This window comes from Streptomyces sp. NPDC101776, assembly GCF_044766845.1.
Lineage (GTDB): Bacteria > Actinomycetota > Actinomycetes > Streptomycetales > Streptomycetaceae > Streptomyces.
In genome coordinates, this window is record NZ_JBIWMV010000005.1 from 412846 (window position 1) to 428524 (window position 15679).

General features: G+C 71.2%; 13 protein-coding genes. 3 read left to right on the forward strand and 10 right to left on the reverse strand.

Features of this window, described 5'->3' with window-relative positions; all coding sequences use genetic code 11:
- Positions 1 to 6: 6 nt before the first annotated feature.
- The gene (locus ACIRRY_RS20225) at positions 7 to 651 is read right to left on the reverse strand and encodes a CatB-related O-acetyltransferase (protein ID WP_403974405.1); all 645 of its coding nucleotides are present in this window, start codon (positions 649 to 651) and stop codon (positions 7 to 9) included.
- A 103-nt stretch (positions 652 to 754) separates the two neighbouring features.
- Positions 755 to 1669, reverse strand: coding sequence for a LysR substrate-binding domain-containing protein (locus ACIRRY_RS20230; protein ID WP_403974407.1), 915 nt, complete (start codon positions 1667 to 1669; stop codon positions 755 to 757).
- Between the two features lie 143 nt (positions 1670 to 1812).
- Here ACIRRY_RS20230 and ACIRRY_RS20235 point away from each other — a divergent pair, with 143 nt between their 5' ends.
- Positions 1813 to 2817, forward strand: coding sequence for an aldo/keto reductase (locus ACIRRY_RS20235; RefSeq protein WP_403974605.1), 1005 nt, complete (start codon positions 1813 to 1815; stop codon positions 2815 to 2817).
- A gap of 32 nt (positions 2818 to 2849) precedes the next feature.
- A complete protein-coding gene (locus tag ACIRRY_RS20240; protein WP_403974410.1) occupies positions 2850 to 3293 on the forward strand; it encodes an SRPBCC family protein in 444 nt (147 codons plus the stop codon).
- Here ACIRRY_RS20240 and ACIRRY_RS20245 read toward each other — a convergent pair.
- The 4 genes from ACIRRY_RS20245 to ACIRRY_RS20260 all read right to left on the reverse strand — a co-directional run bounded on the left by ACIRRY_RS20245 (position 3268) and on the right by ACIRRY_RS20260 (position 8011).
- On the reverse strand, positions 3268 to 4647 hold the full coding sequence (locus tag ACIRRY_RS20245) for an acyl-CoA reductase (RefSeq protein WP_403974412.1): 1380 nt from the start codon (positions 4645 to 4647) through the stop codon (positions 3268 to 3270). The two genes, ACIRRY_RS20240 and ACIRRY_RS20245, sit on opposite strands and share 26 nt — an antisense overlap.
- Positions 4644 to 5987: a hypothetical protein gene (locus ACIRRY_RS20250; protein ID WP_403974415.1), complete on the reverse strand. Its 1344-nt coding sequence runs from the start codon at positions 5985 to 5987 to the stop codon at positions 4644 to 4646. Before ACIRRY_RS20250 ends, ACIRRY_RS20245 begins: the two co-directional genes overlap by 4 nt.
- Before the next feature lie 22 nt (positions 5988 to 6009).
- The gene (locus tag ACIRRY_RS20255) at positions 6010 to 6714 is read right to left on the reverse strand and encodes an ABC transporter ATP-binding protein (protein WP_403974417.1); all 705 of its coding nucleotides are present in this window, start codon (positions 6712 to 6714) and stop codon (positions 6010 to 6012) included.
- Between the two features lie 61 nt (positions 6715 to 6775).
- Positions 6776 to 8011 (reverse strand): ABC transporter substrate-binding protein, encoded by a 1236-nt coding sequence (locus ACIRRY_RS20260; RefSeq protein WP_403974419.1) that lies wholly within the window; start codon positions 8009 to 8011, stop codon positions 6776 to 6778.
- Positions 8012 to 8155: 144 nt separating this feature from the next.
- Here ACIRRY_RS20260 and ACIRRY_RS20265 point away from each other — a divergent pair, with 144 nt between their 5' ends.
- A complete protein-coding gene (locus ACIRRY_RS20265; RefSeq protein WP_403974422.1) occupies positions 8156 to 10852 on the forward strand; it encodes an ATP-binding cassette domain-containing protein in 2697 nt (898 codons plus the stop codon).
- Positions 10853 to 10956: 104 nt separating this feature from the next.
- Here the strand turns inward: ACIRRY_RS20265 and ACIRRY_RS20270 are convergent, their stop codons facing one another.
- Genes ACIRRY_RS20270 through ACIRRY_RS20285 form a run of 4 tightly spaced genes read right to left on the reverse strand, consistent with a single transcriptional unit; the run spans position 10957 to position 15659 of the window.
- The gene (locus ACIRRY_RS20270) at positions 10957 to 11751 is read right to left on the reverse strand and encodes an SDR family NAD(P)-dependent oxidoreductase (protein WP_403974424.1); all 795 of its coding nucleotides are present in this window, start codon (positions 11749 to 11751) and stop codon (positions 10957 to 10959) included.
- Between the two features lie 16 nt (positions 11752 to 11767).
- Complete coding sequence (locus ACIRRY_RS20275) at positions 11768 to 12976, reverse strand: acetyl-CoA acetyltransferase (protein WP_403974426.1); 1209 nt, start codon at positions 12974 to 12976, stop codon at positions 11768 to 11770.
- Positions 12973 to 14412 (reverse strand): OB-fold domain-containing protein, encoded by a 1440-nt coding sequence (locus tag ACIRRY_RS20280; RefSeq protein WP_403974428.1) that lies wholly within the window; start codon positions 14410 to 14412, stop codon positions 12973 to 12975. Before ACIRRY_RS20280 ends, ACIRRY_RS20275 begins: the two co-directional genes overlap by 4 nt.
- Positions 14412 to 15659 carry an acetyl-CoA C-acetyltransferase gene (locus ACIRRY_RS20285; RefSeq protein WP_403974430.1) on the reverse strand — a complete coding sequence of 416 codons (1248 nt, stop codon included), beginning with the start codon at positions 15657 to 15659 and terminating at the stop codon, positions 14412 to 14414. Before ACIRRY_RS20285 ends, ACIRRY_RS20280 begins: the two co-directional genes overlap by 1 nt.
- Positions 15660 to 15679: the final 20 nt, after the last annotated feature.

A 15679-nucleotide genomic window follows, 5' to 3' on the forward strand; every position in this document is an offset into this window, starting at 1 on the left:
GTCACCTCAGGAAATCTCCCGGGCAGCGGCCTCCAACTCGTCGATGCCGCCCGACATGATCGTCCGCACGTGCTCGGTGATGTGTTGTGCGGGCCAGTCCCACCAGGCCACCGCCAGCAGGCGGGCGATCTCCTCCTCGCTGTACCGGGTGCGGACGAGGCGGGCCGGGTTGCCGCCGACGATGCCGTAGTCGGGTACGTCCGCGGTGACCACGGCCCCGGCGCCGATGATCGCGCCGTGGCCGATCCGCACGCCGGGCATCACCTTCGTGTCGTAGCCGAACCAGACGTCGTTGCCGACGACGGTGTCCCCGCGACCGGGCAGGCCGGTGAGGAGGTCGAAATGTTCCGACCACGAGCCGCCCATCGTGGGGAAGGGGAAGGTCGAGGGGCCGTCCATACGGTGGTTGGCGCCGTTCATGATGAACCGCACTCCCGTGCCCAGCGCGCAGAACCTGCCGATGATCAGCTTCTCCGGACCGTAGTGGTAGAGCACGTTGCGCGTCTCGAAGGCGGTCGCGTCGTCCGGGTCGTCGTAGTAGGAGTACTCCCCGACCTCGATCAGCGGGGACTTCACGAGCGGCTTGAGGAGCACCACCCGCGGCTGTCCGGGCATGGGATGCAAAACCGTCGGGTCGGCCGGCACCTGCATGGTGAGTGGTTCCTTCCGGTCTGCGCCTCGGTGTCCGTTCCATGATCGTGGCATCGCGCTCGCCAGGACATCGAATTACGTCGGCTCGGAGGAGCGCGCGGGTTCAGTCGGTGCGGTCCTGTTTCGTGTCTCCGATGGTCAGGACCGTCGTGCGGAACGAGGCCACGACCGGGCGGAGATCGATCCGGTGCCAGGCCGCCCACAGACGCACGGACCCCTGGAACCAAGGGAGTTCACGGACCGTGACGCCCGGGGTGGTGCCGTGCAGCATGCTCTTCTGCACGAACGCGGTGCCCAGGCCGGACGCGACGAGGCCGAGTCCGGTGAGGGGTTCGGGGGCTTCGAGCCGGATGTCGGGGGTGAATCCGGCGGCGGCGCAGGACGCGACGAAACTGTCCCGCCAAGCGTGGTCCTGACTGTTCTCGATGGCGATCCAGGGCTGGGCGTCCAGGTCTTCCGGCAGGATCTCCGCGGCGTCGGCGAGGGGATGGCCGCTGGGCAGGGCCAGGAGCAGCGGGTCTTCGAGGAGGAGGGTGCCACACAGGTCCGGGTCGGTGGCCGGCGGCGGCTCCTGGACGAGGGCGATGTCCAGGCTGCGCTGGCGCAGTCCCTCGAACTGCTGCGGGGAGGTCAGGTCGTAGAGGGCGACATGGATTCCGGGGCGTTCGTCGTGCAGGGTGCGCAGGGCCCGGGGCAGGAGGCCGGTGTGCATGGCGTCGCCCACGTATCCCACGCACAGACCGCCCTCCTCGCCCCGGCCGAGGCGTCGGCCCAGGTTCTCCAGCCGGTCGGCGTGCCGCAGCAGGGCCGTGGCCTCGGTGAGGAAGACGCGGCCGTCGGAAGTCAGCCGGATACGCTGCTGGCTCCGCTCGAACAGCGTCAGGCCCAGGGTCTTCTCCAGCTGGGCGATCTGCCGGCTCAGCGGCGACTGTGAGATGTGCAGGCGTTCGGCGGCCCGGCCGACGTGTTCCTCCTCGGCGACGGCCACGAAATACCGGAGTTGGCGCAGGTCAAGCACGTAAGACCTCTCGGGACTCAAGTGTGTCCAAGCAAGTCTTGGACAGTCTCATCCCTCGATCCCAACCTCGACAGAGCAAGAGCCGCGGATCGGATGAAAACCCCCGAACTACGCGTCACGTCATGGAGAGAAGGATCTTCGTCATGGGCATCAAGTCCCTTCTGCCGGGCCCCCTCGGCTTCGGTACCGCACCCCTGGGCAACATGTTCCGCGCCATCCCGGACGAGGAGGCCGCGGCCACCGTGGAGGCCGCCTGGGACCAGGGCATCCGCTACTTCGACACCGCCCCGTTCTACGGCGCCGGTCTGGCCGAGATCCGGCTGGGCGAGGTACTGGCCGACCGGCCGCGCGACGCGTTCGTGCTCAGCACCAAGGTCGGTCGGGTCATCCTCGACGAGCTGGAGGACACCAGCGCACGCGACCTGGGCGAGAAGGGCGGTCTGTTCGAGCACGGCCGCCCGAACAGGATGATCGACGACTACTCGGCGGACGCCACCCTGCGTTCCGTCGAGGACAGCCTCACGCGCCTGCGGACGGGCCGCCTCGACATCGTCTGGGTGCACGACATCGCCCAGGACTTCCACGGCGACGACTGGCTGGCCGTCTACGAGACCGCGCGCACCGGCGCCTTCCGCGTCCTGCGGCGGCTCCGCGAGGAAGGCGTCATCAAGGCCTGGGGCCTCGGCGTCAACCGTGTCGAGCCGATCGAGCTGACCCTCGACCTGGACGAGCCCCGCCCCGACGCGTTCCTCCTGGCCGGTCGCTACACGCTGCTCGACCACGAGCGGTCCCTCCAGCGCCTGCTGCCCACCGCCACCGAGCAGGGCGTCGACATGGTCGTCGGCGGCCCGTACAGCTCCGGTGTCCTCGTCGGCGGCCGGCACTTCGAGTACCAGGAGGCCCCGGCGGAGATCCTCGCCAAGGTCGGACGGATCAAGGCGCTCGCCGCCGAGCACGGGGTGAGCGTCAAGGCCGCCGCGTTGCAGTTCGCGCCGGCCCACCCCGCCTCGGCGGCCGTCGTACCCGGCGCCACCCGTCCCGGCCGTATCGCGGAGGACGCCGCCGCCCTCGCCGAGCACGTGCCGGCCGCCTTCTGGACCGCGCTGCGCGAAGAGAAGCTCATCGCCGCCGACGCCCCCGCCGCCTGACCTCCCACGGCACACCACAGGAAGCACCCACCATGGCCACCACCACTGTGTCCCTCGACATCCCGCAGAGCCCCGACCGCGTCTGGCGGCTCATCGGCGGCTTCGGATCCCTGCCCGACTGGCTCCCGTACATCCCCGAGAGCGAGCTGCGCGAAGGCGGCCGGGTACGCCGTCTGACCAACCAGGACGGCTGCGTCATCGTCGAACGCCTCCAGGCCTTCGACCACGAGGCGCGCGGCTACTCCTACGCCATCGAAGAGGCACCGTTCCCCGTGACCGGCTATCTCTCCACGCTGCGCGTGCACGCCATCCCCGGCAGCCCCGGCGTCTCGCGCGTCGAATGGTCCGGCACGTTCACGCCCGTCGGCGTCAGCGACACCGACGCCGAGGAGCTCTTCCACGGCATCTACGCCGACGGCCTCGCCGCGCTGCTGGAGACCGTGGGCGCCGTCACTCGTCGTTCACCCAGCGCATGAGCCGTTGCAGCGGATAGAACCCGTCGTGGGAGAGGCCCGGCGGCATCCCGCCCGCCCTGCCCAACGAGACCACGCGCTGCACCCCGGCGCAGGCCAGGGCGTCGCGCAGTTCCGCCTTGCGGGTGTCCGGGTACACGCCGACCGTCTGTGTGGCGACCCCGGCGTGGGTGACCGCTTCCGTCAGTTCGGCGACGGGGACGACGTCGACGATCTTTCCGTCCGGGTGAAAGTCCACCGGTTCGGGAGAGCGGATCACCAGGCCACGCCCGTCATAGCCGCCCCACACCCGGTAGTCGGGGGTGAGGGACCGCAGGACGTCGATCTCCTCGCGCAGAGACGCGGCGACCCTCGGGCCGCCCGCCGAGCTGAACTCCCTTGTCACACCCAAGCGTTCGCACAGCAGCGCGGCATAGCGGTCGGCGTCCTCCCAGGAACCCTCGACGAACTGGAAGCGGCTCGCCACACAGGCCTGTTGGTTGAAGAACGTGGCGTCGGCGGCGCCCGCGTCAGCGGCTCGGGCGAGGGTCTCGGGGGACTCGAACGCCTCGCGGCCGATCAGCGAGATGGACGTCTTGGGGTCGAAGGAGACGAGCTCGAATCCCGGACCGACATACCGCAACGCCCCGCGGATCGTGGACTCGCCGCCCCAGGCGACCAGTTTGTCGAAGAACTGCGGGCGGAACAGCACGCTCTCCACCGTCTCGTCGCCGCCGCGCCAGTACACCGCGGAGAACGAGCGCACCACGGGGTGGTCCGGGGCCACCGCCGCCATCGTGCGCAGGATCGCGGTCGCCGTGAACAGGTCGTTCGAGGGCAGCTTCAGCAGGTTGACGCCCTTGGTGAGGGCGCCGCGCACGACGGACATCGCGGCGACGCCGGGCGCGTTGCCCGCGATGATGTGCACCAGGCGCGGCGGGAACGCCCGGGTGGCCGCGGTCCGGTTGTCGGGCAGGTGAACCTCGCGCCAGCCGTCGAGCACGTCCGCCCCACCGAGTTCGTGGTCGATCTGGGCGTAGAGGCCAGGGCGTTGGAAGCTGCGCCAGAGCACGGCGTAGGCGCGTTCGAGGACCTCGGCGGGCAACGGGCTGACCCCGACCATACGGTCGAGGGCCTCGGCCAGCAGTCCCTCGCGGTCCGCCTTGAGTGCCTCGCCGGTCTCCACCAGCAGGTCGACTATCTCCGCGACGGGCACGTGGAAGGCGGGGCCGGGTTCGGTGCGCGGCCACACCAGACGGTCCAGGTCGAGTGCCGGCGCGGTGAAGGCCGAGCCGACCCGGCCGTGGCTGACGGGCGGGGCCTGGTCGACCTCGCCGCGCACCACGTGCACGACGTCCGTGTGGGTCGTGGTGCTCATCCGTGGATCATCCCCCGCACATAGGAGTCGAGTGTCGCGGCGCAGGTGATCTTGTCGTCGCCGCCGAGGTCGCCGTAGCGGCGGATGTCGGGCAGGACGGTCGGGCCCGTCCGGCCGCAGGCGCACGGCGAGAAGTCGACGAAGACCCGGTCGCCGCTGATCAGTCCGCCCCACCGGCCCTCCAGCGATACGTCGAGGAAGGCGAACCGGCCCTCCACCAAGCCCTGTTCGGTGTTGAGCAGCTTCTCGCCCGGCTCGTCCAGGACCAGCGGGATCACCCACGGCGGGACGTGGTAGTTGCCCAACTCGCAGGCCAGGCACGAGCCCTGAAGTTCCGTCATGCCATAACTGCGCACCCGCCGTACGCCGTCGTAGAAGGCGGCGAACTGCTGCTGGTAGTCGTCGGGGAGGGCGCCGCCCTTGTTGCCCCCGCCGCTGAGGACCAGCGTCTCGGGGTGGAGGCTGCCGTCCGGCACGCCGCACGCCCGTAGCGCCTGGATCAGGGTGAACTGCTGGTTGTTCATGCCCGCGATCAGCAGCGGTTCGGCGCGATGCGCGGCGATGTCGTCGACGATCCGGGCGACGGCCGCGCCCAGTTCCTCCTCGCGGGCCCCGGACGCGCTCTCGAAGGTGCTGATCTCCTGCGGGGTGGCGGTGCCCTCCGCCATCCGGCGGCGCAGCAGGGCGCTGCTCATCAGCTCGGAGACCCGCATCGGTTCGTCGGTCAGCAGGTGGGTCTCGCCGGGGCGGGCGAAGACGTCGGCGTGCCATCGGTAGCCGTCGATGGAGCGCATCGGGCCGCTCGCGGGTGCGAGGAGGTAGCCGCGCCGGGTGGGTTTCGGCGGGAGCGGGTCGGGCCAGCAGGTGAGGTTCTCCAGGATGTCGTGCAGAAAGGCCAGGTCGGTGGCGTCGCAGTTGAGGAAGGAGACCTTCCCCGAGGTGCCGCTGGTGATGTAGGGGCGGTGGCCGGCGGCGGTGATGCGGTCGGTCCATTCGTCGATGTCCTGGACGCCTTCGACGTCGACGTCACCCGGCTCGACCACGGAGACCGTCGTGTACCAGCGCAGCAGCCGGTCCCATCGGCCGCCGGTGATGAGGGAGAGGGGGTACGACTTGTAGCTGGTGTGGGAGAACAGCAGGGGTACGAGGTCGTCCGCGCTCTCGATCGCGTGGACGCCGCTCTCCTGTGCCCGGGTGCGCAGCAGCGGGATGCGCTCGCGGTGGGCGGTGAAGGCCTCCCGTGCCGCTTCGAGCTGCAACTCCTTTATGTAGCGGGCGGGTTGGTCGAAGGTCTCGCCGGACCGGGCGAGGGCCCGGATCTGTTCACGTGCGCTGGGCACGGCAACCACCTCAATCAGTCAGTCATGACGTCGGGTTGTTCGCGAGGTAGGAGGATTCGATGGCGTCGAAGTCCCCGCGCAGTTCCTTCGGGGTGCCGGTCATCACGACCCGGCCCCGGCGCAGTACGTAGACGCGGTCGGCGATGTCGAGGACCTTGCGTACGTGCTGTTCGACCAGCAGTGCGCCGAGGCCCTGGTCGGCCGCCTCGCGGACGGCGCGCAGGAGGCGGTCGACGACCAACGGGGCGAGACCGAGGGAGAGTTCGTCGGCGAGGAGGAGCCGGGGGGTGCGGCACAGGGCACGCGCCAGCGACAGCATCTGCTGCTCGCCGCCGGACAGCATGCCCGCGCCGGTCCTCAGGCGTTTCTCCAGTTCGGGGAAGAGGGCGACGGCCCGGTCGGGCGGTACGCGTCCGACCCGTAGGTTGTCGGTGGTGTCGAGGCGGGTGAAGACAGCCCGTTCACCGACGTAGGCGAGGCCCTCGCGGGCGCGGCGGTGCAGGGGTGCGTGGCCGGGGGTGCCCAGCCAGCGGACCTCGCCGCTCATCGGGGTCAGGTCGCCGGACAGCGTCCTGAGGGTGGTGGTCTTGCCCGCGCCATTGGGGCCGAGCAGGGCGACGACCTCGCCCGGCCTGACCTCCAGGTCGAGGTCGCTCACGACGGGTCGGGTGCCGTATCCGGCGGACAGGGCGCGGGTCGCTATCAAGGGCACGGTGGTGTCGGACACGGGATCTCTCCTAAGCCGGAGTCGGCGCGGGTCGGCTGGAGTCGGCGCGGGTCGGCCGGGGTCAGCCGTGCGACGCGGCCGTCAGCACCTTGCGGACGTCGACGAAGGTCGACCCGGCCTTGGCCCACTCGATCTTCCCGTCGCGGATGACGAGTTCGGTGGCGGTGGTGTTGTGGATGCGGTCGAGTCCCTTGATGGGCAGGGCAGTTGATGCCTTCCAGTTCAGTGGCGGGGTCAGGCCGCCGGTGTCGATACCGGAGGTCGTGTCGAGTTCCTGCACCAGCGCCTTTGCCGTGATCGTCGGCAGGTTCTTGGCGGCCTCGGTGAAGACCTTGAAGGCCACCCAGGTCGTCGCGTTCGCGCCGTTGGTGGTGTCGATGTCCTTGCCCTTGGCCGCCGCGACGAAGTCCTTCCACACGGCGTCGGAGGTCGGCGGGTAGTAGCCGGTGATGGCGGCGCCCTCCAGCGGACTGCTGCTTCCGCCGGTGCTCGCGGCCAGTTGGGGCGTGAGGTTGCCGACGACGCTGGCCAGCTTGGTCTTGTCGCCGGACTGGACGTACGACTTGACGAACAGGTCCGAGGCGGTGCCCAGGATGACGCTCACGCAGTCGCTGCCCTTGGTCGCGGCGACCTGCGGGGCGAGGTCGGTGGCGGTGAGCGGCACCTTGAGGTCCTTGGGCGCCGCACCTCCGGCGGAGACCGCGCCCAGGGTGAGGAACTGCGAGACCACGGCCGCGGCGGCCACGTCGTACCGCACGCCGGTGATCTTCTTGCAGCCCTGTTCCACCAGTTGACGGCCGTGCGCGGCGAAGACCACCGGGGTGCCGCCGTTGACCGGGAAGGACAGCGGGTTGGAGAACTCCGCCGCGGAGACGCCGGTCCCGCCGATGTAGGGGATGCCGGCCTTCTGCAGGATGGGCATGTAGCGGTCCCCGGAGAGGCTGTAGGAGCCGACGACCGCGGTCACCTTGTCGGCGACGGCCTGCTGGGCGCACTTCTCGGCCTCGTCGGGGTCGCCCTTCTCGTTGCAGAACTCGACCTTCAGGGGGCCGCCCTTGATCCCGCCGTTGGCGTTGACCCACTTCTCGTAGGCCGTGGCGGTGAGGTGGATACCGGGCTGGGCGCTGCCCTGGGTGTTCTCCGGGGCCCAGACCATCACCTTGACCGGGGTGCCCTTCAGCGACGAGGTCTCGGCCGAGCTGCCGGCCGCCTCTCCGCCGCATCCTGCGGCGAGCAGGGCTCCGGTCACCGCCAGCGCGCTCGCTGCGGCAGTTCTGCGTCGGCGTGAGTCGTTCATGGTCCCTCCACGGGGCTCGCGCCCAAAGTGGGCGACGTCGAGATGCCGAACAGCATGGGGTGCGTTTTGGGGTTAGTGAAGTACTCTCGGCACAATTATTTAAATGAATACACCTTCTGACCCCACTCCTGGGAGGTTCCTCGGATGGACGACGTCCTGCGCTTCGCGCTGCTCGGCCTGGGGCTCGGCGCCCTCTACGCGCTCACCGCGCACGGCATCGTGCTGGTCTACCGGGGCTCCGGTGTCCTGAACTTCGCGCACGGCGCGATCGGGATGGCCGGCGCCTACGTCCAGTGGGAGCTCACCGTCAACCACGGCGTGCCGTACTGGCCCGCCACCGCCTGCGGTGTGCTCACCTCCGCGCTGCTGGGCCTGCTCACCCACCTGCTGGTGATCCGTCCCCTGCGCAGGGCGTCCACGCTCGCCCGGCTGGTCGGCACCCTCGCGGTGTTCATCGTCCTCACCGCGATCGCCGTCAAGCGCTACGGCGACAGTCTGCAACTGGTCCCGGGCAAGCTGCCCACCCGGCTGCTGACGATCGCCGGGGCGACGGTCTCCGAGGACCGTGCCTGGCTGCTCGGGATCGCGATCGCCGTGACTGCCGTGCTCCATCTCCTGTACCGGCGCACCCTGTTCGGCCTGGGCACCACCGCCGTCGCCGAGAACGAGGCGGCCGCCGCCGCGCTCGGCTGGTCCCCCGACCTGATCGCCGCCGGCAACTGGGCGCTGGGCTCCGCGCTCGCGGGCCTCACCGCCATCCTGATCGTGCCCGTGATCGGCCTCTCGGTGACCGGGCTGACCACGCTGCTGCTGAGCGCGCTGGCCGCCGCGCTGGTCGGCAGGTTCTCGTCGTTCCCGGTCACCCTGGCCGGCGGTCTGGTCATCGGGGTCGCGCAGTCCGAGCTGACGCGCTTCGGCTCCGGTGTCACCGGACTCGCCTCGTCGGTGCCGTTCCTCTTCATCGCCCTGGTGCTGGTCGCCCGCGGCCGGGCGCTGCCGCTGCGGGGCACGTTCCTCGACCGGCTCCCGGCTCTGGGCACCGGCAGGGTCCGCCCCGTACCGCTCGCCCTGGCCGTCGTCCTCGGGCTGGTGCTGGTGAGCCTGTCGACACCCCTGTGGGCCGACGCGATCACCAGCACGCTGGTGCTCTCCCTGATCATCCTGTCCGTCATCGTGGTCACCGGCTACGCGGGCCAGGTCTCGCTCGCGGCCTACGCCCTCGCCGGGACCGGCGCCTTCATCGCCGGGCACGCAGCGGCGGACTGGGGCTGGCCCTTCGAACTCGCCCTGCTGGCAGGCGTGTTGGGCACCGTGCCGATCGGCCTGCTGTTCGCGCTGCCGGCCGTGCGCACACGCGGGGTCAATCTCGCGATCATCACGCTCGGCCTCGGCACCACCCTGGAGGCGATGGTCTTCCAGAACACCGACCTGTCGACGACACCCGGCAGCGACGGCATCGCGGTCGGCAAACAGACACTCTTCGGCATCAGCATCTCCGGGGTCGACCATCCGCAGCGCTACGCCGCCGTGGTCCTGGTCCTGTTCGTCGCCGCCACGCTCGTCGTCGCCAACGTCCGGCGCGGCAGGACCGGCCGCCGACTGATCGCCGTACGGGCCAACGAACGGGCCGCCGCAGCCCTCGGCATCGACGTCCGCGCGGCCAAGCTCTACGCCTTCGGCCTGTCCTCGGCCATCGCCGCGCTCGCCGGAGTGCTCACCGGCTTCCGCTCGACCTCGGTGGTGTTCTCCGACTTCGCGAGCTTCGACTCCGTCACCGCTCTCGGACTCGCCGTCATCGGCGGCGTCGGCTTCCTCGTCGGCCCACTGTTCGGCGCCACCTTCGCCGCGGGCACGGTCGGCGCCCGCTTCGGCGACCTGGTGCTGCCCGGGCTGAGCGAGTGGATGCCGCTGATCGGCGGGATCGTCCTGGTGCTCACCCTGGTGGGCAACCAGGACGGCATCGGCAAGGAACTCGGCAAGCAGGTCAAGGGACTTGAGCGAAAGCTGCGCCCGCAGCGCACTGCCGTCGTGCCCCCGGAGGAGCCGGGCCCCCTGCCGGACGTACCGCGCGCCGCCCCACTCCCCCTGCATGTGCAGGACCTCACGGTCCGCTACGGCGGTGTAGTCGCCGTCGACTGCCTCTCCCTGGATGTCGAACCGGGCCAAGTGGTGGGCCTCATCGGCCCGAACGGCGCCGGCAAGACCTCCGCGATCGACGCCGTCACCGGCTTCACCCGGGCCGCGTCGGGCAGCGTCCGCCTGGGCGCACGGGACGTGACCCGGGTGCCGGTGCACCGGCGGGCCGGGGCCGGGCTGAGCCGGTCCTTCCAGTCGCTGGAGCTGTTCGAGGACATGACGGTCCTGGACAACCTGTACGCCGCCTGCGAGCGACCGGGCCGCTGGACCTGGCTCACCGACCTGGTCCGCCCCGGGAGCCGTCCGCTGCCCGCCCATGTGCTCGTCGCGGTACGGGAGTTCGGGCTGCGGGACAGCCTGGACCGGCCGGTGGGCGACCTGTCGTACGGCGAGCGACGGCTGCTCGCGATCGCGCGCGCGGTGGCCGCGTCACCGTCCGTACTGCTGCTGGACGAACCGGCGGCGGGGCTGTCCGACGAGGAGACACGGGAGTTGGCCCACCTGGTGCGGCGGCTGGCCGAGGACTGGGGCATGGGGGTGCTGCTCGTCGAGCACGACGTCGACATGGTGATGAGCGTCTGCGACCAGGTCGTGGTGCTGGACTTCGGCCGCCGGATCTGCGCCGGCACCCCGGACGAGGTGCGCCGCGACCCGGCGGTCCGGGCGGCCTACCTGGGCGATCTGGAACCGGAGACGACGGCCTGAGAGCGGACGGCGCCGGGGCCAGATCAATGAGGTCCGTCACGTGGTTCGACCGGCCTGCGGCATCTCGCGCCGCAGGCCGGTCGAACCACGCGATCCCGACTACGTCATGCGTCGCGCAGGTCCGCCACATAAGGCTGGTGGGCGAGGAGTCCGCCGTCCACCCGCAGGGTGTGTCCGGTGATGAAGGCGGACTCGTCGGAGGCGAGGAAGACGACCGCCGAGGCGACGTCCTCCGGCAGTCCCAGGCGCGGGGTGAGGTGATGGCGGAGCATCTTCTCCCGGATCGCCCCGTGCGCCGAACCGGCGCTCGCCGGTGTGACGATGAACCCCGGGGCGATGGCGTTGCAGCGCACGCCCTGCTTGCCGTACTGCGTGGCGACGTACTGCGTGAGGTTGATGAGGGCGGCCTTGGAGGCGCCGTACGCGGGGTTGCGCAGATCGCCCGCGAGGCCGGCGCCGGACGAGGTGTTGATGATCGAGCCGGCGCCGCGCGCGATCATGTGCGGGACGGCGGCCTGGATGGCGACCATGGTGCCGCGCAGGTTGATCCGCATGGTGTCGTCCCAGACCGCGGGGTCCGCCTCCAGGACGGCGAGGTCCTGGCGGGCGGCGAGGTGGGTGGCCGCCGCGTTGTTGTGCAGGACGTCGAGGCCGCCGTAGACCTCGACCGCCGTGGCCACCATGGCCTGTACGGAGTCGATGTCGCCGAGGTCGACGGGGACCGCCGTGGCGGAGCCGCCGGTGGCGCGGATCTCCTCCGTCACCGTCTTGGCGCCGTCGAGGTTCAGGTCGGCGACCACGGTGTGCGCGCCCTCGGCCGCGAGGCGGCGAGCGGTGGCGGCACCGATGCCCGACGCCGCTCCGGTCACGATCGCGATCTTGTCGTCGAGTCGTCCCATGGCCGAACCGCCTTTCCTAGTCGGTGAGTTCGCTGCCGACGACCGACACGAACGAGACGCACTCGCCGGGTCCGCCGCCGAGGTTGTGGGTGAGGGCGAGGGTGCGCCCCTCGGCCACCGATCCGACCGTCCGCTCGGGCGGTGCCTCGCCCCGCAGTTGGAGCCAGGCCTCGAACATCATGCGCAGGCCGGAGGCGCCGATGGGGTGGCCGAAGGCCTTCAGACCGCCGTCCGGGTTGACCGGCAGGGCGCCGTCGAGGTCGAACGCGCCGCTGGTGACGTCCTTCCATGCCTGTCCGCGCGCGGAGAAGCCGAGGTCCTCCATGAGCACCAACTCGGTTGGTGTGAAGCAGTCGTGGACCTCGGCGAGCGCGAGTTCGGCGCGCGGGTCGGTGATGCCCGCCTGCCGGTAGGCCTCCTGGGCGGAGACGACGACCTCGGGGAAGGTGGTGAAGTCGTAGTCCGGGTCGAGGAGTCCGTCGGCCGGTCCTGCGACGAAGGACAGCGCCTTCACGAAGATCGGCTTGTCGGTGTACCGGTAGGCGTCCTCGGCCCGTACGACGATCGCCGCCGCCGAACCGTCGGAGACCCCCGAGCAGTCGAAGACGCCGAGCATGCCCGCGATGATCGGCGCCGAGCGGATGCGCTCCAGCGGCACCTCCTTGCGGAACTGGGCGCGGGGGTTGCGGGCGCCGTTGACGTGGTTCTTCCAGGCGATGCGCGTGATGACGTCCTTCAACTCGTCCTGTTCCAGGCCGTACTTGGCGGCGTAGGCGGGGGCGAGCAGGGAGAAGTTCGCCGGGGCGGTGATCTCGCCGCGGCTGTCGTCGCCCGCGCCGGGCATCGTGGTGCCCGAGAGCCCGGACATGCCGGAGTCCTTGAGCTTCTCCACGCCGACGGCCATCGCCACGTCGTAGGCGCCCGAGGCGACCGCGTAACAGGCGTTGCGCAGCGCCTCGGAGCCCGTCGCGCACATGTTCTCCAGGCGCGTGACCGGCTTGTACGGCAGGTGCAGGGGGCGGCTGAGAGTCAGTCCGGAGACTCCGGACGCCTGGGTGCCGAGCCAGAACGCGTCGATGTCGTCGAGGGTGATGCCGGCCGAGGTGACCGCCTCGCCCACGGCGTCGATCAGCAGATCGTCCGCCGAGCGGGTCCAGTGCTCGCCGAAGGGCGTGCAGCCCATGCCGACGATCGCGACCCGGTCCCGGATTCCGTGCGAGCTCATCCGTGTGTCCCCTCGGTCTCGCCCGTGCGCACCGGCCGGGCTTTCCAGAAGTAGTTGTGGACGCCGGCGGCGGTGACCGTGCGCCGGAAGGTCATCTCGACCCGCGCGCCGATGACGGCGTCGGCCTCGGTGGCGTCGGTGAGCTGGCAGCGGAACCTGCCGCCTCCGTCGTAGTCGACGACCACGACGAGCATCGGCGGGCTCGGGGTGTGGGCCAGCCGGTCCACGGTGAAGGTGGCCACCGTGCCGGGCACGTGTTCCATCGGCTCGTCGGTCATCGCGTCGACGCTCCGGCAGGACGTGCACACCCGGTCCGGTGGCAGATGCCGGGTCCCGCACTTCTCGCAACGGGAGGCGACGAAGCCGTACTTCCAGCTGTTGCGGCGGTGCGCCGGCGGGGCGTAGGGCGGCTCGGGATCCGGCCGACGGGGTGGTTCACGGTCGAGGAAGCCGCGCCAGGAGAGATAGGTGGCATACGGCATGGGGGCGCTGCCCGCCGCGATCTGCGCGGCGACCGGGCGGTCGGCGCGGTGCGCGGGGAGGGCGTCGGTGGTGCGCAGCAGCAGGACTCCGGCGCCGTCGCCGAGCACGACGAGCGCGATGATCCGGCCGGGTTCGGCCCGGTCGAGGACGTCGGCGAGAAGCAGTCCGGGCTGGGCGGTGCCGGCGTTCCCGATCTCCGCGGCGAGGTCCGCGGTCGCGGCTTCGGCCCGTACACCCGTAGTACGACGGACCGTGGCGCACGCGCGCGCGTGCAGGCCGGAGACGATGAAGTGGTCGATGGCGGCGCGGTCCAGGCCCGCCTGGTCGAGGGCGGCGGTCAGCGCCTTGTCCGCGAGGGACACGTAGATCTCCTCGGCGAAGCGCTCCTCCCAGACGCGGGAGGCGGGCGCGCCGGGCAGCCGCCAGCGGTCGAGGATCTCGTCGCTGACCGTGTCGTGGGCGAGCAGTTCCGCGATCACGGGGGCGCCGTTGCGGTGGCCGCCGAAGGCGAACGCCGCCGCGCCGTCGCCGCCCGCGCTCTCCTCGGCGCCGCCGGGCAGGCCGGTGCGCAGGTCGGACAGGACGGCGAGGGTCGGCACCGAGGAGCGGGCGGCGGTGACCAGCGCGCCGAGGCCGGAGCGGACGGAGCCCGCCATGTCGGCGGCGAGGACGTGCGGGTCGAGGCCGAGTGCGGCGTGCACGGCGGTCGCGTTCGTCTTGTCCAGGTAGGCGGGCGCGGCGGTGGCGAGGAACAACTGGCCGATGCGGGTGCGCAGTCCGTCCCTGGCCAGGGCGGACCGGGCCGCCTCGACGGCCATCGAGGTGGTGTCCTCGTCGTATCCCGCCACCGCGCGCGTGCCCCGGGCCGCGCCCGTCCCGAGGGTGGCGGCGATGTCGGCCCGGGCGAGGCGGTGGTACGGCACGTAGGCGCCGTATGCGATCAGTCCGGCCATCAGCGGCCTCCATTGGCGTCGGTTGCGGGCGTCCGTTCGAAGACGGCGGCGAGGCCCTGGCCGCCGCCGAGGCACATGGTCTCCAGGCCGAACCGGGCCTGGCGGCGGTCGAGTTCGCGGAGCAGGGTGGCGAGGATGCGGCCACCGGTCGCGCCGACGGGATGACCCAGCGAGATCCCGGAGCCGTTGACGTTGAACCGCTCGAAGTCGGCCTCGGTCAGGGCCCATTCGCGAGTGCAGGCGAGCACCTGGGCGGCGAATGCCTCGTTGAGTTCGATCAGGTCGATGTCGGCGAGCTTGAGCCCCGCGCGGTCAAGTGCCTTGGCCGTGGCGGGTACCGGGCCGATACCCATCGTCTCCGGCGGTACGCCCACGACGGCCCAGGAGACCAGGCGGGCCAGGGGGCGCAGACCGAGTTCGGCGGCGCGCTCGGGGTGGGTGACGACGCAGAGGGCGGCGCCGTCGTTCTGTCCGCTGGCGTTGCCCGCGGTGACGGTGGCCTCGGGATCCTGCCGGCCGAGTACGGGACGCAGGCTCGCGAGTTTCTCCAACGTCGAGTCGGGGCGCGGGTGTTCGTCGGTGTCGACGACGATCTCGCCCTTCCGGGTCCGTACGGTGACGGGCACGATCTCGTCGGCGAAGCGGCCCTCCCGCTGGGCGGCGACCGCCTTCTCGTGGGAACGAAAGGCCAGTCGGTCCTGCTCCTCGCGGGGGATCGTGTACTCGCGTCGCAGGTTCTCGGCGGTCTCCAACATGCCGCCGGGAACAGGGTGGTTGACGCCTCCCGAGGTGACCCGGCCGCGGGCGAGCCGGTCGTGCAGGGTGGTGCCCGCGCCGCGCACACCGAAGCGGACGCCGGTGGTGTAGAACTCGGCCTGGCTCATGGACTCGACGCCCCCGGCCAGCACCAGGTCGCTCGCGCCGGTCTGCACCTGCATCGCGGCCGTGATGACCGCCTGGAGTCCCGAGCCGCAGCGGCGGTCGATCTGCAGCCCCGGCACCTCCACCGGCAGACCGGCGTCCAGGGCGGCGACGCGGCCGATGGCCGGTGCCTCGCCGTTGGGGTAGCACTGGCCCAATAGGACGTCGTCCACGAGGGCGGGCGGGATACCGGTGCGGTCAAGTACGGCGCGTACGACCGCTGCGGCGAGTTCGGTCGCGGGCACGTCGCGGAAGACGCCTCCGTAGCCGCCGACGGGGGTACGCACGGGTTCGCAGATCACCGCGTCACGCAGGAGGGCGGGCATCAGCCATGCCTTTCTCGAGG

Excerpts from the sequence above, each read along its gene's own strand:
- ACIRRY_RS20270 (WP_403974424.1), bottom strand. The coding sequence starts at position 11,751 with ATGGGACGACTCGACGACAAGATCGCGATCGTGACCGGAGCGGCGTCG.
- ACIRRY_RS20260 (WP_403974419.1), bottom strand. The coding sequence starts at position 8,011 with ATGAACGACTCACGCCGACGCAGAACTGCCGCAGCGAGCGCGCTGGCG.
- ACIRRY_RS20235 (WP_403974605.1), top strand. The coding sequence starts at position 1,813 with ATGGGCATCAAGTCCCTTCTGCCGGGCCCCCTCGGCTTCGGTACCGCA.
- ACIRRY_RS20225 (WP_403974405.1), bottom strand. The coding sequence starts at position 651 with ATGCAGGTGCCGGCCGACCCGACGGTTTTGCATCCCATGCCCGGACAG.
- ACIRRY_RS20265 (WP_403974422.1), top strand. The coding sequence starts at position 8,156 with ATGGACGACGTCCTGCGCTTCGCGCTGCTCGGCCTGGGGCTCGGCGCC.
- ACIRRY_RS20245 (WP_403974412.1), bottom strand. The coding sequence starts at position 4,647 with ATGAGCACCACGACCCACACGGACGTCGTGCACGTGGTGCGCGGCGAG.
- ACIRRY_RS20240 (WP_403974410.1), top strand. The coding sequence starts at position 2,850 with ATGGCCACCACCACTGTGTCCCTCGACATCCCGCAGAGCCCCGACCGC.
- ACIRRY_RS20280 (WP_403974428.1), bottom strand. The coding sequence starts at position 14,412 with ATGGCCGGACTGATCGCATACGGCGCCTACGTGCCGTACCACCGCCTC.
- ACIRRY_RS20285 (WP_403974430.1), bottom strand. The coding sequence starts at position 15,659 with ATGCCCGCCCTCCTGCGTGACGCGGTGATCTGCGAACCCGTGCGTACC.
- ACIRRY_RS20275 (WP_403974426.1), bottom strand. The coding sequence starts at position 12,976 with ATGAGCTCGCACGGAATCCGGGACCGGGTCGCGATCGTCGGCATGGGC.